This window comes from Hydrogenophaga sp. SNF1, from assembly GCF_034421675.1.
In the GTDB taxonomy this organism is placed as follows: Bacteria; Pseudomonadota; Gammaproteobacteria; order Burkholderiales; family Burkholderiaceae_C; genus Hydrogenophaga; species Hydrogenophaga borbori.
In genome coordinates, this window is sequence record NZ_CP139793.1 from 3,716,603 (window position 1) to 3,739,212 (window position 22,610).

A 22,610-nucleotide genomic window follows, 5' to 3' on the forward strand; every position below is an offset into this window, starting at 1 on the left:
TATAAATCTTCGACCCCTGCGGTGCGGCCCGCTCCCAAGCTTGCAGCAAGCTGCGCACCAGCCCCGGGGCAATACAAGACAGGAGACGGTTCCGTGCAACTGCTGCAACTGCTGATCAGCGGGGCGGCCCAGGGATGCATCTACGGCCTCATCGCGCTGGGCTTCGTGCTCATCTACAAGGCGACCGAGACCGTGAGCTTCGCGCAGGGCGACCTCATGATGGTGGGCGCCTTCGGCGGCCTGCTCACCATGACGCTGCTGGGTTTCCCGTTCTGGCTGTCCGTCGTCGCCGCCGTCGTGGGCATGGGCCTGTTCGGCATCGTGCTCGAGCGCCTGGTCATCCGCCCCATCCTGGGACAGCCCGCCTTCTCCATCGTCATGCTCACCATCGGCGTGGGCTACCTGCTGCGCGGGCTCATCACCATGATCCCGAACATCGGCACCGAGACACACACCCTGCCGGTGCCCTACGCGGGCCAGGTGCTCAAGCTGGGAGCGCTGGTCATCTCGGCCGAGCAGATCGTGGTGATCGGCGCCACCGCCCTGCTGTGCGCGCTGCTGTTCGCCATGTTCCGCTACAGCAAGCTGGGGGTCGCCATGCAGGCCTCGTCGCAGAACCAGCTGGCGGCCTACTACATGGGCATTCCGGTCAAGCGCCTCAATGGCCTGGTGTGGGGCCTGGCGGCGGGCGTGGCGGCCATCGCGGGCCTGCTGCTGGCGCCCATCACCTTCGTGCACGCCAACATGGGCTTCATCGGCCTCAAGGCCTTCCCGGCGGCGGTGGTGGGCGGCTTCGGCAGCCTGCCCGGCGCCATCGTGGGCGGGCTCATCATCGGCATCGTCGAGGCCATCGCGGGCTTCTACCTGCCCGAGGGTTTCAAGGACATCGCGCCTTACATCGTGGTGCTGATCATGCTGGTGCTCAAGCCCAACGGGCTGTTCGGCGAGAAGCTGCGCAAGAAAGTCTGAGGCCGAACGATGCGATTCCTCTTCAAGACGAACTACGACCAGGACATCCGGCTCGCCAAGCACGGCGGCCACGTGTTCTGGTACGGCCTGCTGTGCCTGTTCCTGCTGGCCGCGCCCTGGGTGATCGACGAGTACTGGCTGGCGCAGCTCACCTTCGTGCTGATCTACGGCATCGTGGGCCTGGGGCTGATGCTGCTGGCCGGCTTCACCGGTCTGTTCTCGCTCGGTCACGCGGCCTTCCTGGGCGTGGGCGCGTACACGCAGGCCGCACTGGTCAACGCGGGCGTGCCCTTCCCCATCGCCCTGGCCTGCGCCGGCCTGCTGGCGGCGGCGGTGGGCGTGGTGGTGGGCCTGCCGGCGCTGCGCGTCAAGGGCATCTACCTGGGCATGGCCACGCTGGCCTTCGGCTTCATCGTGGAAGAAGGCATCGCGCGCTGGGAGTCGGTCACCGGCGGCAACAAGGGCCTCATGGTCAACCCGCCCCAGCTCTTCGACTGGGCGCTCGACTCCACCAACGAGTTCTACTTCCTCTGTCTGGTGGTGTGCGTGCTCAGCACCCTGGCCATCGTGAACCTGATGCGCTCGTCCACCGGCCGCGCCTTCGTCGCGATCCGCGACTCGGAAATCTCGGCCCAGAGCATGGGCATCCACCTGGCGCGCTACAAGACCCTGTCCTTCGCGCTGTCGGCCGCGCTGGCGGGCCTGGGCGGCGCGCTCTATGCGCACAAGATCCAGTTCCTGTCGCCCGAGCAGTTCTCCATCATCCAGTCGATCGACCTGCTGCTCATGGTGGTGATCGGCGGGCTGGGCTCCATCCACGGCGCCTTTCTCGGCGCCATCTTCCTCATCGTCATGCCGCAGCTCATCGCTCTGGGCAAGGACATCCTGCCCGAGGCCATCGGCCAGTCCGCGGGCCTGCAGGGCGCGGTGTACGGCGCGGTGCTGATCGCCTTCGTGTTGTTCGAGCCGATGGGACTGTACGGGCGCTGGCTCAAGGTGCGCGCCTACTTCCAGCTCTTCCCGTTCTACCGCCAGGGCATGTTCAAGCGGCAGAAGTCGTTCCAGAAATCGGAGAGATTGAGATGACCCCCCGCGTCGCTTCGCGCCACCCCCCAAGGGGGGCCATGCCTGCGGCCTGGCAAAGCCCGTTCCGCGGCATGTCTGGACAGGGTTCCCTTCGAGCCGGAATGGCCAGCGTATGAACGACACCGACACCCTGCTGTCCGCGAAGAACCTCAGCGTGCGCTTCGGCGGCGTGCTGGCGGTCAACAACGTCAGCTTCGACGTGAAGAAGGGCGAGGTCTTCACCCTGATCGGCCCCAACGGCGCGGGCAAGACCACGGTGTTCAACCTCATCAGCCGCATCTACACGCCCACCACCGGCAGCATCGACTACGCCGGCCCCGCCGGCCCGGTGCGCCTGACGGACCAGGCGCCGCACAGCATCGCCCGCCTGGGCATCGCGCGCACCTTCCAGAACATCGAGCTGTTCGAGCACGCCACCGTGCTGCAGAACCTGCTGATCGGGCGCCACACGCACCGCCGCACCGGCCTGTGGAGCGAGATCTTCTTCACCGGCAAGACCCGCGCGGCCGAGGTCGAGGCGCGCGAGAAAGCCGAACAGGTGATCGACCTGCTGGACCTGCAGCACCACCGCGAGAGCCTGGTGGCCGGCCTGCCCTACGGCGTGCGCAAGGTGGTGGAGCTGGCGCGCGCCCTGTGCACCGAGCCGCGTCTGCTGCTGCTGGACGAGCCCTCCTCCGGCCTGAACGTGGAAGAGACCGAGGACATGGCCTTCTGGATCACCGACATCAAGAACGAGCTCGGCATCACGGTGCTGATGGTCGAGCACGACATGAGCCTGGTGTCCAAGGTGTCCGACCGCGTGCTGGCCATGAGCATGGGCACGGAACTCACCACCGGCACGCCGGCCGAGGTGCAGAGCCACCCGGGCGTGATCGAGGCCTACCTGGGCAGCGTGGACGACGTGTCCAGCCTGCGCCGCGAGAACCACAAGGTGATGCCATGAGCGTGCCCACCAGCGACGCGCCGGTCCTCAAACTGTCCAACGTGGAGAGCGCCTACGGGCCCATCAAGGCCATCCGCGGTGTGAGCCTGCAGGTGCGCCGCGGCGAGATCGCCACCGTGCTGGGCAGCAACGGCGCGGGCAAGACCACCATCCTCAAGACCATCAGCGGCATCATCGACCCGCGCAAGGGCACGGTGGAGTTCAAGGGCCAGGACATCACCGCGCGAGACCCGGCGCTGATCGTGCAGCAGGGCCTGCTGCACGTGCCGGAGGGGCGCGAGGTCTTCCCGCTGCTGAGCGTGCGCGACAACCTGCTGATGGGCGCCTACACCCGCAAGGACCGCGACGGCGTGGCGCGCGACATGGAAATGGTCTTCGGCTACTTCCCCATCCTGAAGGAGCGCGCCACGCAGGACGCCGGCCTGCTCTCGGGCGGCCAGCAGCAGATGTTGGCCATCAGCCGCGCGCTGATGGCCAACCCCGACCTGGTGCTGCTCGACGAGCCCAGCCTGGGCCTGTCGCCCAAGCTCACCAAGGAGATCTTCGAGATCGTGGTGCGCATCAACCGCGAGCGCGGCACCACCATCCTGCTGGTGGAGCAGAACGCCAACATGGCGCTCAACGCCTCCGACTACGGCTACGTGCTGGAGAACGGGCGCATCGTGATGGAAGACACCTGCGCCCATCTGCGCGAGAAGGACGACATCAAGGAGTTCTACCTCGGCATGAAAGAAGCCGGCGTGCGCGCCGACCGCCGCTGGAAGAAGAAGAAGAACTGGCGCTGAGCGGCGACGAAGGGGACACGACATGAGCTACCTCTGGGACCTCTCCCACATCCAGCCCCAGACGGCAAGCGTGCTGGACGGCGACACCATTCCCGCCATGTTCTGGAACGCCGTGCGCGCGCGCGGCCCGAACGTGTGGATGCGCCAGAAGGACCTGGGCCTGTGGCGCAGCTGGACCTGGACGCAGACCGGCCAGGCCGTGCGCGAGATCGCCCACGGCCTCATGGCCCTGGGCTTCGCGCCCAGGGAAACCGCGTCCATCCTGTCCAACACCACCATCGAGTGGGTGCTGGCCGACCTGGCCGTGCTGAGCGCGGGCGGCGTGGCCAACGGCATCTACCCCACGGACGCGCCCGAGCAGGTGCACTACCTGTGCGAGGACTCGCGCACCACCGTGCTGTTCGTGGAGGACGAGGAGCAGCTCGACAAGGCCCTGGCCGTGCGCGCCCAGCTGCCGCTGCTGCGCAAGATCGTGGTGGTCGACATGGAAGGCCTGCGCGACTTCCACGACGAGCAGGTGATCAGCCTGGACGCCCTGCGCGCCCTGGGCCGCGAAGACCTGGCGCAGCACCCGCAGATGCTGGAACAGCGCGTGGCCAGCGTGGGTCCGGACGACCTCGCCATCCTGGTCTACACCTCGGGCACCACGGGCAAGCCCAAGGGCGCCATGCACTCGCACAAGGGCCTCGTCTACACCGTGCGCGGCTACAACGCCATCCTGCCGCGCTACGACAGCGACGAGTGCATGTGCTTCCTGCCGCTGTGCCACATCGCCGAGCGCATGGGCGGCGAGTACTTCTCGCTCTACACGGGCGCGCGTCTGAACTTCGTCGAGAACCCCGAGACCGTGCCCGAGAACGTGCGCGAGATCGCGCCCACGGTCTTCACCGCGGTGCCGCGCGTGTGGGAGAAGTTCTACTCCGGCGTGATGATCGCCCTGAAGGAAGCGAGCCGACTGCAGCAGGCCGCCTACGCCTGGGCCATCGGCGTCGGCCAGCGCGTGGCCGATCACGTGCTCAAGGGCGAGGCCGTGCCAGGCGGCCTCAAGCTGCGCTTCCGGCTCGCGCGCCTGCTGGTGCTCGACAACGTGCGCAAGCTCATCGGCATCCACCGCTCGCGCTTCCTCGTCACGGGCGCGGCGCCCATCTCGCCCGACCTGGTGCGCTGGTACCTCGCGCTGGGCGTGCCCATGCTCGAGGTCTGGGGCATGACGGAGACCTGCGGCGCCTCCACCGGCGTGCCGGCGCAACGCATCAAGCCCGGCAGCATCGGCCCGGCGGCGCAGTACAACGAGGTCCGGCTCGACGCCACCACCGGCGAGATCCTGGTGCGCGGGCCCAACGTCTTCATGGGCTACCTCAACCTGCCCGAGAAAACCGCCGAGGCCATCGACGCCGAGGGCTGGCTGCACACCGGCGACGTGGGCGTGGTGGACGAGGAAGGCTTCTTCCGCATCACCGACCGCATGAAGGACATCATCATCACGGCCGGCGGCAAGAACATCACGCCCAGCGAGATCGAGAACGAACTGAAGTTCTCGCCCTACGTCACCGACGCGGTCGTCATCGGCGACCAGCGCCCCTACCTCACGGTGATCATCATGATCGACCAGGAGAACGTCGAGAAGTTCGCGCAGGACAACGACGTGCCCTTCTCCAACTACGCCAGCCTCACGCGCACGGCCGAGGTGCAGCAGCTCATCCAGGGTCTCATCGACGCCACCAACCGCAAGTTCGCGCGCGTCGAGCAGATCAAGAAGTTCTGGCTGCTCGACACCCAGCTCACCGCCGAGGACGAAGAGCTCACGCCGACCATGAAGCTCAAACGCAAGCTCGTGCAGAAGAAGTACGCCGAGCAGATCGAGGCCATGTACCACTGACGCCGCCCCGCGCGGCACCACCCGAGGAGACCCGCGCCGTGAAGACCCGCTACACCCTGACCGCTTTCGCGCTGGCGCTGTCGGCCAGCGCCGCCCTGGCCCAGTCGCAGGGCGTGAGCAAGGACGAGATCGTCCTCGGCTCCATCCAGGACCTCTCCGGCCCGCTGGCCGGCTTCGGCAAGTCCGTGCGGCTGGGCATGGTGCTGCGGGTGGACGAGATCAACGAGCAGGGCGGCATCAACGGCCGCAAGATCCGGCTGCTCGTCGAGGACTCCAAGTACGACCCGCGCAACGCCGTGCTCGCGGCGCAGAAGCTGGTCAACCAGGACAAGATCTTCGCCATGGTGGCCCACATCGGCACGGCGCAGAACATGGCCGCCATGCCGGTGCAGTTCCAGAAGAACGTCATCAACTTCCTGCCCGTGACGGCCGCGCGCGAGATGTATGAGCCCTTCCACCGGCTTAAGTTCGCCAACATCGGCCCGTACTACGAGCAGATGCGCACCTTCCTGCCCCGCATGGTGCAGGAGAAGAAGCCCAAGGCGGTCTGCGCCATCTACCAGGACGACGAGTTCGGCCTGGAGGTGCTGCGCGGCGCGGAAGAAGGTCTCAAGGCGGTCAATCTGCAGATGGTCGAGAAGACCTCGTTCAAGCGCGGTGCCACCGACTTTTCCTCGCAGGTGGCGAAGATGAAGTCCGCCAATTGCGACTTCATCGTGCTCGGCACCATCATCCGCGAGACCATCGGCACCATCGCCACGGCGCGCAAGCTGGACTACAACCCCACCTTCTTCGGCTCGCAGGCGGCCTACACCGACCTCATCCACAAGCTCGGCGGCCCGGCCATGAACGGCCTGTACGCCACCATGACGACCCAGCACCCCTACCTGGACGAGGCCTCCCAGCCCATCCGCTTCTGGGCCAACAAGTACAAGACCAAGTTCAACGAGGACCCCAACGTCTTCTCGGTCTATGGCTACAACGCCATCGATATCTTCGCCCGCGCCGCGGGCAAGGCCGGCGCCAACCTCAACACCGACAGCTTCGTCAAGACCATGGACAGCCTGAGCGTGCCGACCGACATCTTCGGCTCGCCGCCGCTCAGCTTCAGCCCGCAGCGGCGCTACGGCAGCATGGCGATGCGCCTGTCGCAGATCCAGGACGGCCGCTGGAAGGTGGTCTCGGACTATGTGAACAACTGAGTGCGCTCGCCTCGGGCCGGTGCGGCGGGAAGGGTTTTTCCGCATCACCGCCCCGGTCAAAGACCCCATCATCCCCGCAGAAACGACAACCCACCGGAGACGACAGCGATGAAAACGACACTGAGTCTGATCGGCGCGGCCATCGCGCTGAGCACCGGCGCCGCCATGGCGCAATCACAGGGCGTGAGCAAGAACGAGATCGTTCTCGGCTCCATCCAGGACCTCTCCGGTCCCATCGCCGGCTTCGGCAAGCAGGTGCGCCTGGGCATGATGCTGCGGGTGGACGAGGCCAACGAGCAGGGCGGCGTCAACGGCCGCAAGATCAAGCTCATCGTCGAGGACTCCAAGTACGACCCGCGCAACGCCGTGCTCGCGGCGCAGAAGCTGGTCAACCAGGACAAGATCTTCGCCATGGTGGGCCACATCGGCACGGCGCAGAACATGGCCGCCATGCCGGTGCAGTTCCAGAAGAACGTCATCAACTTCTTCCCCGTGACGGCCGCGCGCGAGATGTACGAGCCCTTCCACAAGCTCAAGTACAGCTTTGCCGCCACCTACTACGACCAGATGCGCGTCGCGGTGCCCAAGCTGGCCAAGGAGAAGAACGCCAAGAAGGTCTGCACCATGTACCAGGACGACGAGTTCGGCCTGGAGGTCAAGCGCGGCGCGGAAGACGGCCTCAAGGCCAACGGCATGTCGCTCGCGGCGGAAACCACCTACAAGCGCGGCGCCACCGACTTCGCCTCGCAGATGCAGAAGCTGGCCTCGGAGCAGTGCGACATGGTGGTGCTGGGCACCATCATCCGCGAGACCATCGGCGCCATCGCCACCGCCAAGCGCCTGGGCTTCAACCCCACCTTCATCGGCTCCAGCGCGGCCTACACCGACCTCATCCACAAGCTCGGCGGCCCGGCCATGAACGGCCTGTACGCCACCATGACGGTGCAGCACCCCTATCTGGATGCCGCCTCGCAGCCCATCCGCTTCTGGGCCAACAAGTACCAGACCAAGTTCAATGAGGAGCCCACGGTGTTCTCCGTCTACGGGTACCTGGCCATCGACGCCTTCATCCGCGCCGCCACCAAGGCCGGCCCCAACCTCAGCACCGACAGCTTCATCAAGGCCATGGACACCATGACCATTCCGCCCGACATCTTCGGCAGCGCCGAGCAGACCTTCAGCCCCACCAAGCGCCTGGGCAGCAACGCCACCCGCATCTCGATGCTGGACAACAACCGCTGGAAGGTGGTCACGGAGTACATCAACACCACCACCGGCAAGTGAGGTCCGCCTGACGGTTTCCTGAGCATTCGCGCCGCCCGCTCGACGGGCCATGCGCGGCAGCCGCCGGTGTCGCAAGCCCCGGTGGCTTTTTTTTGCCGGGGCTGCGCTCAGGCGGCGGGCAGCGTCCACCAGAAGCGCGCGCCCTCGCCCACCCGGCCGCAGGCGCCCACTTCGCCACCGTGCTGCTGCACCACGCGGCGCACCACCGTCAGGCCCAGGCCGGTGCCGGGCACCGCCTCGCCGGCCAGGCGGCTGAAAGGCTTGAACAGCTCGCTGGCGCGCGCCTCGTCGAACCCCGGGCCGTTGTCGCTGACGGCGAAACGCCAGGCCTGGTCCTCGCGCTGCGCGCCCACGTCCACCGCCAGCCCGGGCCGGCCCTGCCCGTACTTGAGCGCGTTGCCCACCAGGTTGGTCACCACATGCGCCATCAGCCCGCGGTCCACCACCACCACGGGCAGCGGCCCCACGCGCACCGCGTGGCGCGCGCTCGGGTATTCCATGGCCAGCTGCTCCACGCATTCGCGCACCAGCTCGCCGAAGTCCACCTGCGCCTTCTGCAGCGCCTGCTGCTCCACGCGCGCCAGGTCCAGCAGGTCGCTCACCATGCGGCTGGCGCGCAGGGACTCATGGCCCAGCTTGCGCACCAGGGGCAGGGCCTGGGCCGGCTGGCCTTCTTCGATGGCCTCGCGCGCCATCTCGCTCAGGCCGTGGATGTTGCGCAGCGGGCCGCGAAGGTCGTGCGAGACCATGCCCGAGAAGGCGCGCAGGCCCTGGTTGATCGCCTCCAGCTGGGCCGTGCGCTCGTGCACCGTGCGGTCCAGGCCGTCGGCCAGGCGCTGCATCGCGGCCTCGGCCTGTTCGCTGCGGCGCAGCTCGCTCGCCAGCCGGCGCGCGTCGCGTTGCAGGATCAGCGTCAGCACGAAGAAGTACACCAGCACGATGGGCAGCGGCGTGATCTCCCGAAACGTGCGCACGTCCAGGCCCACGCGGATGGCCAGCAACAGCAGCAGCGGCTGCACCAGCAGCGCCGCCGCCAGCGCGAACTGCCCGCTCCAGCGGTCGTGCCACCAGCGCCACAGCAGCCACAGCGAGGCCGCGACGAGCACCCCCGACGAGGCCAGCGGACCGCGGAAGGGGTTGTCGCCCAGCGCCCTCACCAGCGCCACCACCCAGACCAGGCCGAGCGCACTCAGCCAGGCAAAACGCCACCCCTGGTGGCGGGCGCCGGGCGTGAGGTAGGTGTGCAGCCCCACCAGCAGGGCGGTCAGCGCGAACACCACCACCGCGGCGGCCGGGCCGCCGATGCCCTCGGCCCGCACGCCGAAATGCAGCTGGGCCACCCGAAAGCCGAGCTGCGCGAGACCGAACAGCACGGCCGAGCCCGCCAGCCAGCGCACGTAGGGCCAAGAGGCCCGGTTGGCGTAGGCGATGAAGATCACACCCAGCAAGGCGACCATCGCCCCGGTCATGAACCGCAGGTCGCCAAAGAGTGAAAGCCAGCCCATGCTCGCTCCGAAACCGCAACGCCGCGAGTGTGACAGACGGATACATATCCGCCAGCGGGTTGTCACCGAACGGGCGGCGCGAGCGGCCGCCGGTGCATCGCACAATGCCCGGCATGTCCCCCGACACCGCCCTCCGGCTCGCCGACGCCCTGCTCGCGCTGCACCTGGGGGTGGTGCTGTTCGTGGTGGGCCTGCTGCCCCTGGTGCTGCTGGGCGGCGCCCTGGGCTGGCGCTGGGTGCGCCACGCCGGCCTGCGCGCGGCGCACCTGGGGCTGATGCTCTTCATCGCGGCCCAGGCCTGGCTGGGCCGGCTGTGCCCCCTCACCGTCTGGGAACAGGACCTGCGGCGATCGGCCGGCGAGACCGGTCACCGCGAGAGCTTCATCGGGTACTGGCTCTCGCGGCTGCTCTACTGGGACGCGCCGTGGTGGGTGTTCGTGGCCGCCTACACGGCCTTCGCGGCCTTGGTGGGGCTGGCGTGGTGGTGGGTGCGGCCGCTCAGAGGCCGAACACCCTGAGCGCGTTGCCCCCGCGCACCGCCTCGCGCTGGTCGGCCGCCAGGGTGTCGATCTTGCCCAGCGCGCCCTTCACGTCGTGCACCTGGTGCGGCCAGTCGGTGCCCAGCATGACCTGCGAGGCGCCCACGATGGACACCAGGTACTGCAGCGAGCGCGGGTCGTAGGTGATGCTGTCGTAGTAAATGTGGCGCAGGTAGTCGGTCGGCTTGCGCTGCATGCGCCGGCGCTGGGGGATCTCCACCTCGTCGCCCTTCTCGAAGCGGCCCACCAGGTAGGGCAGCGTGCCGCCGCCGTGCGAGGCGATGAGCTTCATGTTCGGGAAACGGTCGAAGAAGCCGTCGAAGATCATGCGCGTGAAGGCCAGCGTGGTGTCGAACATGAAGCCCACGGACCAGCTCAGGTCGTACTTCGTCATGTCCATCAGGTCCACGCCCGGCGGGTCGGTGGGGTGCACCAGCACCGGCAGGCCGCGCCGGTCGATGGCGGCCCACACGGGCTCGAAGAATGGGTCGGTGAGGCTGCGGCCCGAGATGTTGGCCAGCACCATCACGCCCACCGCGCCGTTGGCGCAGGAGCGCTCCAGCTCCTGCACGGCGCGCTCGGGGTATTCCCAGGGCAGCGAGGTGAACCAGCGGATGCGGTCCGGGTACTGCGCCTGGGCGCGCGCCATGGCGTCGTTCGACTCCACCGCCGCCTGGCGGCTGGTGGCCTCGTCGCCCCAGTACACGTTGGGGCAGGTCAGCGAGACGATGGAGATGTCGATGCCCGCCGCGTCCATCTGCCGGATGCGCAGCGCGTAGTCGAAGTGCCCGGGCTGCGGAATGGCCACCGGCGTGTCGCCGCGGAAGATCTCGTCCTGCCCGTCGGGGCGGCGCTGGATGTTGTAGGCCCCGCCCTTGGCCTTGAGCAGCTCCAGCCAGGCAGGCGTGTACATGTGCGTGTGAACGTCGATGACGGGCATGTGATGTCTCCGGTGTTGTCCTTGTTTGTCGCGCGCCCACGCCGTCGCGCGGGACCGTTAGCAAGCATACCTTTTCGGGAAAACACGCATGCGTCCATCGGGTGCGCCCTCCCAGAATCGGTGCTCCATACAACGAGGAGACACGCATGCAACGCCGACACTTCCATGCCCTGGCGGGCGCTGGCCTGCTGGCCGCCGCCCAACTGGGCCTGCCGGGCCTGGCCCAGGCGCAAGACAGCGGCACGCTGCGCGTGTGGGTGGGCTTTCCACCCGGGGGATCGGTGGACACGGTGGCGCGCATCGTGGCCGAGAAGATGCGGGGCACGCTCAACCAGAACGTGATCGTGGAGAACAAGCCCGGCGCGGGCGGGCGGCTGGCGCTGGGCGAGCTGCGGCGCATCGCGCCGGACGGCAACACCATCATCCTGGCGCCCAGCGGGGCGCTGGTGATCTCGCCCTACCTGTACCCCAACGTGGGCTACGACCCCATCAAGGACTTCAGCCCCATCGCGCGCGCCACGGTGTTCGACTTCGCCGTGACGGCCGGCCCGGGCGCGCCGCAGGGCAAGCTGAAAGACGTGCTCGACTGGATGAAGGCCAACCCCGCCAAGGCGAGCTACGGCACCTCCGGCGCCGGCACGGTGCCGCACTTCGCGGGCCTGCTCATCGGCCAGGCCACGGGCATTCCCCTGACGCACGTGGCCTACCGCGGCGGCGCGCCGGCCGCGCAGGACCTGCTGGGCGGGCAGATTCCGCTGATGGTGGACACGGCGTCCGAGACCATCGAACACCACCGCGCGGGCCGCCTGCGCATCCTGGCCGTGACGGGCGAACAGCGCTCGGCCGCGCTGCCCGAGGTGCCCACGCTGAAAGAGCAAGGCATCCCGCTGGCGGCGGACGCCTTCTTCGCCTACTTCGGCCCGGCCGGCATGAACCCGCAGGCGGCGGACCGCATCAGCAAGGCCGTCGCGGTGGCGCTGGCGGACCCGGGCATCCAGGAGAAGATCCGCGGCTACGGCCTGGTGCCCAGCCACGCCGGGCCGGCCGAGACGGGCGCCATGGTGGTGGAGCACCTCAAGCGCTGGGAAGCGCCGGTCAAGGCCTCGGGCTTCAAGCCGGAGTGAGGCGCTACCCGCTCAGGGCTGGCGCCCGTACTGGCTGAGGCGCCGCGTCCGTTGTTGGCGCGCCTGGCGCCGCGCCTCGGCCTGCGCCGACCGCGCCCCGCGCCGCAGCAGCTCGGCCGCGACGCGGGCATCGGGGTCCTCGGCCAGACGGGCCGTCAGCAGGCGGCTGAAGAAATCGGTGATGCCCATCCGCAGGCGGGCCTGGGCATCGTCCTGGCTTGGCGGCCGGCTCACGCCGGGCTTCATGAACAAGGCCTTGTCCTCCTTCGTCGAGGCGTCGGGCGGGACAGGCCGGGCGGCGCGCGCCGGCGCCGGCGCCGGCACGGAGCGTGTCGTCGAGGACGGGGCGGGAGCAACGCGGCGGGCGGCTGAAGCGGTCATGCGGTGGCAGGGGCAGCGGGCGCCCTGGCGGGCACCGGAGAACGGCCATGAGTGGTGGATCGCTCACCCTGGTTTCCACCATCGGCCGTCTGGCCGGGGCCGCGCGGCCCCGGCTTGAGCCAGCGCAAGGTGCCCAATGCCCGGCCACGCCACCATCGCTGGGCCCGCTCCACCCTGGCCGTGGCGCGCGCGCCGCATGGACACCCCCCGACACCCCGCCCCCCCCGCGCGCGCGCCGGACGCCGGCGCCCCCGACTGGAGCCTGCCCGAGGCCGAACTGCTGGCCCGCCACGCCAGCGGCCCCCAGGGCCTGGGCCAGGCCGAGGCCCTGGCCCGCCTGCAGCGGCACGGCCCCAACGCCGTGGCCGAGCAGGCCGCCGCCACGGCGTGGCGCTTGGTGCTGCGCCAGTTCGCCAGCCCGCTGGTGCTCATCCTCGTCGCGGGCGCCCTGGTGTCAGCCGCGCTCAAGAGCTGGGCCGAAGCCACCACCATTCTCGCCATCGTGCTGTGCAGCGCGGGCCTCGGCTGGTGGCAGGAGTGGCGGGCCTCGGACGCGGTGTCGCGCCTGCGCCAGCGGCTGGCGCTCAACGCGCGCGTGCGGCGCGATGGCGCCTGGCGCCCGCTGCCCGCGCGCGAACTGGTGCCGGGCGACCTGATCGAGCTGAGCGCGGGCAAGCTGGTGCCGGCCGACGGCGTGGTGCTGCAGACGCGCGACTTCCTCGTCACCGAGGCCAGCCTGACGGGCGAGTCCTTCCCGGTGGAAAAACGCCCCGGCCCCGTGGCGGCCGACGCGCCGCTGCGCGAGCGCAGCAACAGCGTGTTCCTGGGCAGCTCGGTGCGCAGCGGCACCGCCACCGTGCTGATCACCCGCACCGGCGCGGCCACGGTGTTCGGCGAACTCGCGGCCGAGCTGAAGCAACGCCCGCCGCAAACCCGTTTCGCGCAGGGCGTGCGCCGCTTCGGCGACATGCTGCTGCGCCTGATGCTGGCGGTGGTGCTGGCGGTGCTGGTGGTCAACCAGTGGCTGGGCCGCCCCCTGATCGATTCGCTGATGTTCTCCGTGGCGCTGGCGGTGGGCCTGTCGCCCGAGCTGCTGCCCGCCATCGTCAGCGTGATGCTGGCGCGCGCCACGCGGGCCATGGCCGCCCAGGGTGTGCTGGTGCGCCGGCTCGAGGCCATCGAAGACCTGGGCGGCATGAACGTGCTGTGCACCGACAAGACCGGCACCCTCACGCAGGGCGTGATGACGCTGGACGCCGCGGTGGACGCCGACGGCCGACCCGACGCCGGCGTGCTGCGCTGGGCGCACCTGAACGCGGCCTTCGAGAGCGGCATCGAGAACCCCCTGGACCAGGCCCTGGTGGCCGCGGGCGAGCGCGCGGGCCTGACGCTCGAGGGCTGGCGCAAGGTGGACGAAATTCCCTACGACTTCGTGCGCAAGCGCCTCACCATCGTGGCGCAGCGCGGCGCCGAAGGCGAACGCCTGCTGGTGACCAAGGGCGCGGTGCCACAGACCCTGGCGGTGTGCGATCGCGTGCGCCAGGCCGGCGGCGAGGCCCCGCTGGACGCGGCCCGGCGCACCCGCATCGACGACCACATGCGCGAACTCGGCGGCCAGGGGCTGCGCGTGCTGGCGGTGGCCACCCGCGCGGTGCGGGCCGACCGGGTGGGGCTGGCCGACGAAGCCGGCCTGTGCCTGGAAGGCTTCCTGGCCTTCACCGACCCGCCCAAGCCCGGCGCGGCGAAGGCTGTGCGCGCGCTGCGCGCGCACAAGGTGCGCGTGAAGATGGTCACCGGCGACAGCCGCCACGTCGCCGCGCATGTGGCCCGGCAGGTGGGCCTGGACCCCTCGGCCTTGCTCACCGGCGCGGAGATCGCCGCCATGCGCGACGAAGCGCTGTGGCACCACGCGCCGCGCACCGACCTGTTCGTCGAGGTCGATCCCTCGCAGAAGGAGCGCATCGTGCGCGCGCTGCAGCGCACGCGGCACGCCGTCGGCTACCTGGGCGACGGCATCAACGACGCGCCCGCTCTGCTGGCGGCCGACGTCGGCCTGTCGGTGGACCAGGCGGTCGACGTGGCGCGCGAAAGCGCCGACGTGGTGCTGCTCAAGCCCGACCTCGACGTGCTGTGCCGCGGCGTGGAGGAAGGCCGGCGCACCTTCGCCAACACGCTCAAGTACATCGCGCTGAGCATCAGCGCGAACTTCGGCAACATGGTCAGCATGGCCATCGCGGCGCCCTTCCTGCCCTTCCTGCCGCTCACGCCCACCCAGATCCTGCTGAACAACTTCCTGTCGGACCTGCCCTCTATGGCCCTGTCCACGGACCGCGTGGACGCCGGGGTGCTGGGGCGACCGCTGCGCTGGGACCTGCGCGGCCTGCGGCGCTTCATGATGGGCTTTGGCCTGATCAGCTCGCTGTTCGACCTGCTCTGCTTCGCCTGGCTGCTGTGGGTGCTGCGCGCCGACGAAGCGGTGTTCCGCACGGCCTGGTTCCAGGTGTCGCTGCTGACCGAACTCGCCGCGGTGCTGGTGCTGCGCACGCAGGGCCCGGTGTGGCGCAGCCGCCCGGGCGAACTGCTGTCGGGCGCACTGATCGCGATGGCCGCGCTGGCCCTGGCCCTGCCCTACAGCGGTCCTGCGGCCGCGCTGCTGGGCTTCGTGCCACTGGGCTGGGCGGCCACCGCCGTGGTGCTGGCGCTGGTGCTGGGCTACGCGGCGGCCATCGAAGCGGCCAAGCGCTGGACGCGCTGAGGCCCGGCGTGCCGCGGCGCTCAGGGCTCGATGCGCGTCTGCGACTGCTCCCGCATGTACTGTGGCAGGTAATGGAACGACGCCAGTGCCTTGCCCGTGCTCCCCGAGCCCTTCCATCCCCCGAACGGCTGGTAGCCCGGCCAGGCGCCCGTGGTCGCGCCCAGCGGGCGGTTGACGTAGGTCACGCCGGCCTCGATGTGGTCGAGGAACCAGGCCACCTCGTCCTCCGCGCCGAAGAAGCCCGCCGTGAGGCCGAAGTCGCTGGCGTTCGCCTCGGCCATGGCCTGCTCGGCGCCGTCCACGCGGCCCAGCATCACCAGCGGCGCGAACATTTCCTTTCGCCACAACGGGTGGTCCAGCGGCGCCTCGGCCACCAGCGGCGCGCAGTAGAAGCCCGCGTCGGCATCGGCCGGCAGCGGGCCCGCCGCGACGATGCGCGCGCCGCCACCGTCCAGCTGGCGCCGGCAGTCGGCGTGCCGCCGCTGGGCCGCGCGCGTGGCCACGGGACCGGTCCAACTGGACTCGAGCTGCGGCTCGCCCACGGCGATCGCGCCCACCGCCGCGCGCAGGCGCTCGATCAGCGCATCGGCCACCGAGCGGTCCACGTACACGCGCGACAGCGCCGAGCACTTCTGCCCCGACATGCCGAAGGCCGAGCGCACGATGCCCTGGGCCGCCGCGTCCAGGTTGGCGCGCGCGGTGACGATGGCCGCGTTCTTGCCCCCCATCTCGGCGATGCAGGGACGCGGCCAGCGCCGGTTCACCTGCGCGCGCAGGATGCGCATGCCCACCTCGTAGGAGCCGGTGAAGGTCACGCCGCCGATGCCGTCGTGCTGGATGAGCGCCTCGCCCACGGTCGCGCCATCGCCCACCAGGCAGTTGAAGGCGCCGTCGGGCAGGCCCGCGTCTTTCAGGCACTGCGCCAGCAGCAGGCCGGACCAGGGCGTTTCCACCGATCCCTTGAGCACCACCGTGTTGCCCGTGACCAGCGCCGCCGCCGTGGGCCCGCCCGCCAGCGCGAAGGGAAAGTTGAACGGCGCGACCACGGCCCACACGCCGTAGGGCTTCATCACGCTGCGGTTGCGGCTCTTCATGTGGGGCAGCGGGTCGTCGGGCAGGGCATGGTCGTAGCCGTCGTTTTCCTCCATCTGCCGCGCGTAGATGTCGAAGAAGGCGCTGACCTCGGCCACCTCGCCCAGGGCCTCCATGCGGGTCTTGCCCACCTCCAGCGAAACGATGGCCGCCATCTCGTAGAGGCGTTCGTCCACCAGGCGCGCGGCGCGGCGCAGCAGGGCCACGCGCTCGCGCCAGGGGGTGCGGCGCCAGGCGGGCAGCGCGCGCCGCGCCGCGGCCACGGCCAGTTCCACGTCGTCCACCGAGGCCTGCGCGAAACGGCCCAGCCGTTCGCTCTGGCGCGCGGGGTTGTGCTTGTCCAGCGCCGCCGCGCGCGCGACGAAGGCGCCGTCGATGAACAGGCCGTGCGCCTGGCCCAGCCGCTGGCGCACGCGCGCCAGCGCGGCGTCGAAACGCTCGTGCAGCGCGCGTGGCGGCGCAAACATCGTGGAATAGGTCAGTTGAAAATCGCTCATTCCAGGCTCTCCTCCTCGAAGCGTCCGCGCCGCGGGCGCGCGGCTCAGGACACGATGTACGCCGCCGACCCCACCGCCAGCAGCGTGCCGTCGGCGCCGTGGAACGCCATGCGCGTGCTGGCCACGCGCGAGCCCAGGCGCAGCGTCTCGGCGCCGATGCCAAAGCGCGCGCTGCCCACGGCCGGGCGCAGGTAGTCCACGCGCAGGTCGATGGTGCCCAGCTTGGAGAAGCGGTGCATGCGCTGCTCCACGCTGTCGTCCATGTGGCGCGCGGCCATGGCCGCCAGCACGGCCAGGCCGCCCATGGAATCCATGGCGGCGCTGATGACCCCGCCGTGCAGGCGGTGGTGCGCGTAGTGGCCGATCAGTTCGGGCCGCAGGTCGAGGTGGCCGCTCACGCGCTCGGGACGCACCTCGTCGATCTTGAGGCCAATGTGCTGGTTGAAGACGATCTTCTGCTCGAAGAGCTCGACGATGGCCTGCACGAACTCGGGTTCGAACGGCACGGCGGAGGGGGTGTTGGCGGTGCTCATGGTGTCTTCCTGAACGTCCTGCCGGCTCAGGCGCCGAACTGCCGCGCCGCCAGGTCTTTCATGATCTCCTCGGCGCCGCCGCCGATCATCATGACCTTCACTTCGCGGTAGAGGCGCTCGCTGGCGGTGCCGCGCATGTAGCCCATGCCGCCCAGTATCTGCACGGCCGCGTCGGCGTTGGCCTGCATGGCCTGGGTGCTGTGGTTCTTGAGCAGGCAGACGTGGCCCACCCAGTCGGGGCCCTCATCGCCCGCGTCGACGCGATCGCCCAGCGCGTCCAGCCAGGCCTGGGTGGAGGCGATTCGCATGCGCATGTCCATGAGCTTGTGGCGGATCGCCTGGCGCTCGATCAGCGCGTCGCCGAAGGTCTTTCGCTCGCGCGCCCAGGCCAGGGCCTCGTCGTGGCAGGCCTCGGCGAAACCCAGGGCCAGCGCGCTCATGGCCAGGCGCTCGCCGTTGAAGTTGCCCATGATGTAGCGAAAGCCCTTGTGCTCCTCGCCGATCAGGTACCGCGCCGGCACGCGCACGCCGTCGAAGCGCAGGTGGCCGGTGTCGCTGCAGTGCCAGCCCATCTTGTGCAGCGGCGTGCGGCCGAGGCCTTGGGCGTCGCAGGGCACGGCGATCAGGCTGATGCCGCCGGCGCCCTTGTTGTTCGGGTCGGTTCGAACCGCCAGGGTGATCCAGTCGCAGCGCACGCCGGAGGTGATGAAGACCTTCTCGCCATCGATGACGTAGTCGCCGCCCTCGCGGCGCGCGCTGGTGCGCAGGCTGGCCACATCGCTGCCCGCGCCGGGCTCCGTGATGCCCAGCGCGGCGATCCGCTCGCCACGCAAGACCGGCGGCACGATCTCGGCCTGCAGCTCGGGCGCGCCATGCTTGAGCACCGGTGGCAGGCCGATGTTGTGGCTGAACAGGCTGGCCAGCAGGCCGCCGCTGGCGGTGCGCCGCGCCAGCAGCTGCGACACCGCGTTGCGCGCGCGCCAGGGCGCGGGCGTGCCGCCGAGCGCCTCGGGGTAGCCCAGGCCCAGCAGGCCGACACGCGCGGCCTCGCGGTAGAGCCCGCGCGGGAACGTGGCCTGGGCGTCCCAGTCGTTCACGTGCGGCACCAGCGCGTCGCGCGCGAAGCGGTCCACCGTGTCGAGCAGGGCCTGGGTGTCGGCGGCGTCCCAGTTCATGCCGCTGCCTCTGCCGCAAAGCTCACGAGCAGTTGCCCCGGCGCCACCTGCTGGCCCGCCGACACCGACACGGCCTGCACCGTGGCGTCGCGCGGCGCGGCGATCAGGTGCTCGATCTTCATGCTCTCGATGGCGAACAGCGCCTCGCCCTTGGCCACGCGCGCGCCGGGCCGGGCGTGCACGGCCACGAGCTTGCCGTTGAAAGGCGCGCGCAGCTCGCCCACCGCGCCAGCGGCGCCGGCCCGGGTCCGCGCGCGGTGGCTCAGGTCGCTGAGCGCCAGCGTGTGCGGACCCACCTGCACCTGCCACTGGCCGTCGCCCAGCGCCACGGCGGTGGTGGCGTGGCGCACGCCGTCGATGGCGACGCCCTGGGCCTGCAGAAGGGCCTCGTGCGTGCGATCACCCAGCGAGACGCTCAGGCGGCCATGGCCGTGTTCCAGCACGGCGATGTCCAGCACCGTGTCGCCGTGCCGCCAGCGCAGCGGGCGCGCGAACGGGCACGGCAGCGCGCCGGACGCGGACCGATCCGCGCAGGCCGCGCCCAGCACCCCGGCGAGCACCACCTCGGCCGGCGGCAGCAAGGCGCCGCGGATGGCCTCGCCCTGCTCCGCCAGGAAGGGGATCAGCGCCTCGCCCGCGCCGAACACCGGGTGGCGAAGGCAGGCCGCCAGGAAGGCGCGGTTGGTGGGCAGGCCCAGGAGCACGGTCGCGTCCAGCGCGTGCGCGAGGCGCTCGATGGCCTGCGCGCGCGTGGGCGCGTGGGCCACGAGCTTGCCCAGCAGGGCGTCGTAGTGCGGCGTCACTTCCATGCCGGTTTCGATGGCGTGGTCGAAGCGATGGCCCTCGCCCGGCGGGGGTTCGGCGAAGGCGCGCACGGTGCCGGTGTGGGGCGCGAAGCGCTCGTCCTCGGCGCACAGGCGCACCTCGATGGCATGGCCTTGCAGGCGCACCTGGTCCTGAGCCAGCGGCAGCGGCTCGCCGCGCGCCACGCGGATCTGCCACTCCACCAGGTCCAGGCCGGTGAGCATCTCCGTCACCGGGTGCTCCACCTGCAGTCGGGTGTTCATCTCCATCAGGAAGAACCGGTCGCCGTCCAGCAGGAACTCCACCGTGCCCGCTCCCACGTAGCCCGCCGCCTGCGCCAGCGCCACGGCGGCCTCGCCCAGGCGCTCGCGCAGTGGCGGCGTGACCGCCGGGCTCGGCGCTTCCTCGACGATCTTCTGGTGGCGCCGCTGCACCGAGCAGTCGCGCTCGCCCAGGTGGATGCAGCGCCCCTGCGCGTCGGCGAAGACCTGCACCTCCACGTGGCGCGGGCGCCGCACGGCCGACTCGATCAGCAGGTCCGCGCTGCCGAAACCGGCCAGCGCCTCGGCGCGCGCGCTGGCCAGCGCGGCGGGCAGCTGCGCGGCCTCGGCGACGAGGCGCATGCCGCGCCCGCCGCCGCCCGCCACGGCCTTCACCATCACCGGGTAGCCGATGCGCCCGGCCTCGGCGGCGAAGGTCTCGTCGCGCTGGTCCGCGCCGAAGTAGCCCGGCAGCACCGGCACGCCATGCGCTTGCGCCAGGGCCTTGGCGGCCGACTTGCTGCCCAGCGCACGGATGGCCCCGGGCGGCGGGCCCACCCAAGTGAGTCCGGCGTCGATCACGGCCTGCGCGAAGTCGGCGTTCTCGCTGAGGAAGCCGTAGCCGGGGTGCAGCGCGTCGGCGCCGGTGGCGCGCGCGGCGGCGATGAGGCGATCGATGCGCAGGTAGGAATCGGCCGAACCAGCCCCGCCGAGCGCGAAGGCGGCGCCGGCCTCGCGCACGTGCGGCGCGCGCGCGTCGGGGTCGCTGAACACCGCCACGGTGGCGATGCCCATGCGGTGCGCGGTGCGGATCACGCGGCGCGCGATCTCGCCGCGGTTGGCGATGAGCAGGCGCTTCATGTGTCCCTGCCCTTCGCCCAGGGAGCGGGCTGCTTGCTGGCGAACGCGGCCAGGCCGGCGGCGGCCTCGGGGCCGCGCAGCGCGTTCGCGAAGGCGATGGCGGCCTCGTCGCGCAGATCGGGCAGGTGCTGGTGCAGGCGGTGCAGCAGCTGCTTGGTGGCCGCCAGCGCGCCGGGCGCGGCGCGGCCCAGGGCCTTGGCGGCGTAGGCCACGGCGGCGTCCAGCGCGTCGTCGGCCACCACGGTATTCACCAGGCCCACGGCCTGCGCCTCGCGCGCGGTCCAGCGCGTGCCACTCAGGAGGCACTGGCGCGCGGTGGCGTCGCCCAGGCGCCGCCACACGAAGGGCGCGATCTGCGCCGGCGGCAGGCCCAGCGTGACCTCGGGCGTGGCGAAGGCCGATCGCTCGGTGGCGATCACCACGTCGGCGCAGCACACCAGGCCGAAGCCACCGCCCATGGCCGGGCCGTCGACGGCGCACATCAGCCATTGCGGCAAGCCGATCAGCGCGTGCAGCAGGTCGCCGAAGCCGCGGTTCAAGGCGACCAGGGGATCGGCCTCGCCGGGAGGCAGGGCCTGGCCAATGGCGCTGGCAAAGCCGCCCAGGCTGCCGCCCGCGCAGAAGGCGCCGTCCGCGCCCGCCAGCACCACGCCACGCAAGGAAGCGTCGGCCTTGGCGCGCAGGCAGGCCTCGAACAGGGCCAGCACCATCGCGTCGCTCAGCGCGTTGCGCGTGGCGGGCTCGTTCAGCGTCCAGCGCTCGATGGCGCCGTCGCGGTGGATCAGCAGCGCGCTCATCGCTGCGGCCGTTTGGCGATGCCCATGATCTTGCTCAGGATGCCCAGCATCACCTCGTCGGCCCCGCCACCGATGGAGGCCAGGCGCCCGTCGCGGTACATGCGCGAGACCTTGTTCTCCAGCGTGAAGCCCATGCCGCCCCAGAACTGCAGGCAGGTGTCGGGCACCTGGCGGTTGAGCCGGCCGGCCTTGAGCTTGGCCATGGTGGCCCACTCGGTCACGTCCTCGCCGGCCACGTAGCGGTCGCACGAGAGGTAGGTGAGCGCGCGCAGGGCCTCCACCTCGGTCTTGAGCTCGGCCAGCTTGAACTGCACCCACTGCTGGTCGGCCAGCTGGGCACCGAAGAGCTGGCGCTCCTGCGCCCACTCGATGGTCCATTCGATGCAGTTGTTCAGGCTCTGCAGGGTGCTGGCCGCGCACCACAGGCGCTCTTCCTGGAACTGCTGCATCTGGTAGACGAAGCCCGCGCCCTCCTGGCCGATGCGGTAGCGCTGCGGCACGCGCACCTCGTCGAAGTACAGCAGGCCGGTGTCGCTGCTGTGCATGCCGATCTTGCGGATCTTCTTGCCGACCTCGAAGCCTTTGACGGTCTTGCCGTTCTCGCGCAGCGGCACCATGACCAGGCTCTTGTTCTTGTGCGCCGGGCCGTCGCTGGTGTTGACCAGCAGGCAGATCCAGTCGGCCTGCAGGCTGTTGGTGATCCACATCTTCTGGCCGCTGATGACGTAGTCGTCGCCGTCCTTGCGGGCCGTTGTCTTGATGGCGGCCACGTCGCTGCCGGCGCCCGGCTCGCTCACGCCGATGGCGCCCACCGCCTCGCCGCGGATCGCGGGCGCCAGGAACTGCGCCTTCAGTTCCTCGCTGCCGAAGCGCGCCAGCGCGGGCGTGGCCATGTCGGTTTGCACACCGATGGCCATGGGCACGCCGCCGCAGTGGATGTGGCCCAGGGTCTCGGCCATGGCCACGCTGTAGCTGTAGTCCAGGCCAGCGCCGCCATGCGCCTCGGGCTTGGTCAGGCCCAGCAGGCCCAGCTGCCCCAGGCCCTTGAAGACCTCGTGCGCGGGAAACATCTCGGCCGCTTCCCACTCGTCCACGTGGGGGTTGATGTGGTCGTCGATGAAACGCTTGAGCGTTTTCTGTATTTCGCGGTGCTCGTGCGTGAACTGCATGGGGTTCTCCTCTGGGTGGGCGCGTGGCGG

The 22,610-nt window shown here is 70.4% G+C and carries 19 protein-coding genes; 10 read left to right on the forward strand and 9 right to left on the reverse strand.

Annotated features, from left to right (window positions below):
* Positions 1-93: 93 nt before the first annotated feature.
* The 7 genes from SOM08_RS17835 (at position 94) to SOM08_RS17865 (ending at position 8,148) form a co-directional block, all read left to right on the forward strand.
* Positions 94-969, forward strand: coding sequence for a branched-chain amino acid ABC transporter permease (locus tag SOM08_RS17835; RefSeq protein WP_116960717.1), 876 nt, complete (start codon positions 94-96; stop codon positions 967-969).
* A gap of 9 nt (positions 970-978) precedes the next feature.
* Positions 979-2,055 (forward strand): branched-chain amino acid ABC transporter permease, encoded by a 1,077-nt coding sequence (locus SOM08_RS17840; protein WP_116960718.1) that lies wholly within the window; start codon positions 979-981, stop codon positions 2,053-2,055.
* Between the two features lie 112 nt (positions 2,056-2,167).
* On the forward strand, positions 2,168-2,998 hold the full coding sequence (locus SOM08_RS17845) for an ABC transporter ATP-binding protein (RefSeq protein WP_116960719.1): 831 nt from the start codon (positions 2,168-2,170) through the stop codon (positions 2,996-2,998).
* A complete protein-coding gene (locus SOM08_RS17850) occupies positions 2,995-3,783 on the forward strand; it encodes an ABC transporter ATP-binding protein (RefSeq protein WP_322469420.1) in 789 nt (262 codons plus the stop codon). The genes SOM08_RS17845 and SOM08_RS17850 overlap by 4 nt, the downstream gene beginning before the upstream one ends.
* Before the next feature lie 22 nt (positions 3,784-3,805).
* Entirely contained in the window at positions 3,806-5,662 is a 1,857-nt protein-coding gene (locus tag SOM08_RS17855; RefSeq protein WP_116960721.1) for an AMP-dependent synthetase/ligase, read from the forward strand.
* A gap of 38 nt (positions 5,663-5,700) precedes the next feature.
* Complete coding sequence (locus SOM08_RS17860) at positions 5,701-6,864, forward strand: ABC transporter substrate-binding protein (protein ID WP_116960722.1); 1,164 nt, start codon at positions 5,701-5,703, stop codon at positions 6,862-6,864.
* 108 nt (positions 6,865-6,972) lie between these two features.
* Positions 6,973-8,148, forward strand: a complete 1,176-nt coding sequence (locus SOM08_RS17865; RefSeq protein ID WP_116960723.1) for an ABC transporter substrate-binding protein — start codon at positions 6,973-6,975, stop codon at positions 8,146-8,148.
* A 107-nt stretch (positions 8,149-8,255) separates the two neighbouring features.
* On the opposite strand, the gene SOM08_RS17870 is transcribed toward SOM08_RS17865, so the two are convergent.
* Positions 8,256-9,653 (reverse strand): HAMP domain-containing sensor histidine kinase, encoded by a 1,398-nt coding sequence (locus tag SOM08_RS17870; RefSeq protein ID WP_322469421.1) that lies wholly within the window; start codon positions 9,651-9,653, stop codon positions 8,256-8,258.
* Positions 9,654-9,766: 113 nt separating this feature from the next.
* Here SOM08_RS17870 and SOM08_RS17875 point away from each other — a divergent pair, with 113 nt between their 5' ends.
* Positions 9,767-10,171, forward strand: a complete 405-nt coding sequence (locus tag SOM08_RS17875) for a DUF2784 domain-containing protein (protein ID WP_116960815.1) — start codon at positions 9,767-9,769, stop codon at positions 10,169-10,171.
* Here the strand turns inward: SOM08_RS17875 and SOM08_RS17880 are convergent.
* Complete coding sequence (locus SOM08_RS17880) at positions 10,152-11,132, reverse strand: amidohydrolase family protein (protein ID WP_070397199.1); 981 nt, start codon at positions 11,130-11,132, stop codon at positions 10,152-10,154. The genes SOM08_RS17875 and SOM08_RS17880 overlap by 20 nt on opposite strands.
* 146 nt (positions 11,133-11,278) lie before the next feature.
* On the opposite strand from SOM08_RS17880, the gene SOM08_RS17885 reads away from it, so the two are divergent.
* Entirely contained in the window at positions 11,279-12,256 is a 978-nt protein-coding gene (locus SOM08_RS17885) for a Bug family tripartite tricarboxylate transporter substrate binding protein (protein WP_116960725.1), read from the forward strand.
* A 12-nt stretch (positions 12,257-12,268) separates the two neighbouring features.
* Here the strand turns inward: SOM08_RS17885 and SOM08_RS17890 are convergent, their stop codons facing one another.
* Positions 12,269-12,508 (reverse strand): hypothetical protein, encoded by a 240-nt coding sequence (locus SOM08_RS17890; RefSeq protein WP_116960726.1) that lies wholly within the window; start codon positions 12,506-12,508, stop codon positions 12,269-12,271.
* A 325-nt stretch (positions 12,509-12,833) separates the two neighbouring features.
* Between SOM08_RS17890 and mgtA the strand changes: the two genes are divergently transcribed.
* A complete protein-coding gene (gene mgtA / locus SOM08_RS17895) occupies positions 12,834-15,392 on the forward strand; it encodes a magnesium-translocating P-type ATPase (protein ID WP_322469422.1) in 2,559 nt (852 codons plus the stop codon).
* Positions 15,393-15,412: 20 nt separating this feature from the next.
* Here the strand turns inward: mgtA and SOM08_RS17900 are convergent, their stop codons facing one another.
* Genes SOM08_RS17900 through SOM08_RS17925 form a run of 6 tightly spaced genes read right to left on the reverse strand, consistent with a single transcriptional unit; the run spans position 15,413 to position 22,580 of the window.
* A complete protein-coding gene (locus SOM08_RS17900; RefSeq protein WP_322469423.1) occupies positions 15,413-16,981 on the reverse strand; it encodes an aldehyde dehydrogenase family protein in 1,569 nt (522 codons plus the stop codon).
* Positions 16,982-17,025: 44 nt separating this feature from the next.
* Positions 17,026-17,514: a thioesterase family protein gene (locus SOM08_RS17905; protein WP_116960729.1), complete on the reverse strand. Its 489-nt coding sequence runs from the start codon at positions 17,512-17,514 to the stop codon at positions 17,026-17,028.
* A gap of 26 nt (positions 17,515-17,540) precedes the next feature.
* Entirely contained in the window at positions 17,541-18,689 is a 1,149-nt protein-coding gene (locus tag SOM08_RS17910) for an acyl-CoA dehydrogenase family protein (RefSeq protein WP_116960730.1), read from the reverse strand.
* Positions 18,686-20,614, reverse strand: a complete 1,929-nt coding sequence (locus SOM08_RS17915) for a biotin carboxylase N-terminal domain-containing protein (RefSeq protein ID WP_322469424.1) — start codon at positions 20,612-20,614, stop codon at positions 18,686-18,688. The genes SOM08_RS17910 and SOM08_RS17915 overlap by 4 nt, the downstream gene beginning before the upstream one ends.
* Positions 20,611-21,411 (reverse strand): enoyl-CoA hydratase/isomerase family protein, encoded by an 801-nt coding sequence (locus SOM08_RS17920; RefSeq protein ID WP_116960732.1) that lies wholly within the window; start codon positions 21,409-21,411, stop codon positions 20,611-20,613. The genes SOM08_RS17915 and SOM08_RS17920 overlap by 4 nt, the downstream gene beginning before the upstream one ends.
* On the reverse strand, positions 21,408-22,580 hold the full coding sequence (locus SOM08_RS17925) for an acyl-CoA dehydrogenase family protein (protein WP_322469425.1): 1,173 nt from the start codon (positions 22,578-22,580) through the stop codon (positions 21,408-21,410). The genes SOM08_RS17920 and SOM08_RS17925 overlap by 4 nt, the downstream gene beginning before the upstream one ends.
* Positions 22,581-22,610: the final 30 nt, after the last annotated feature.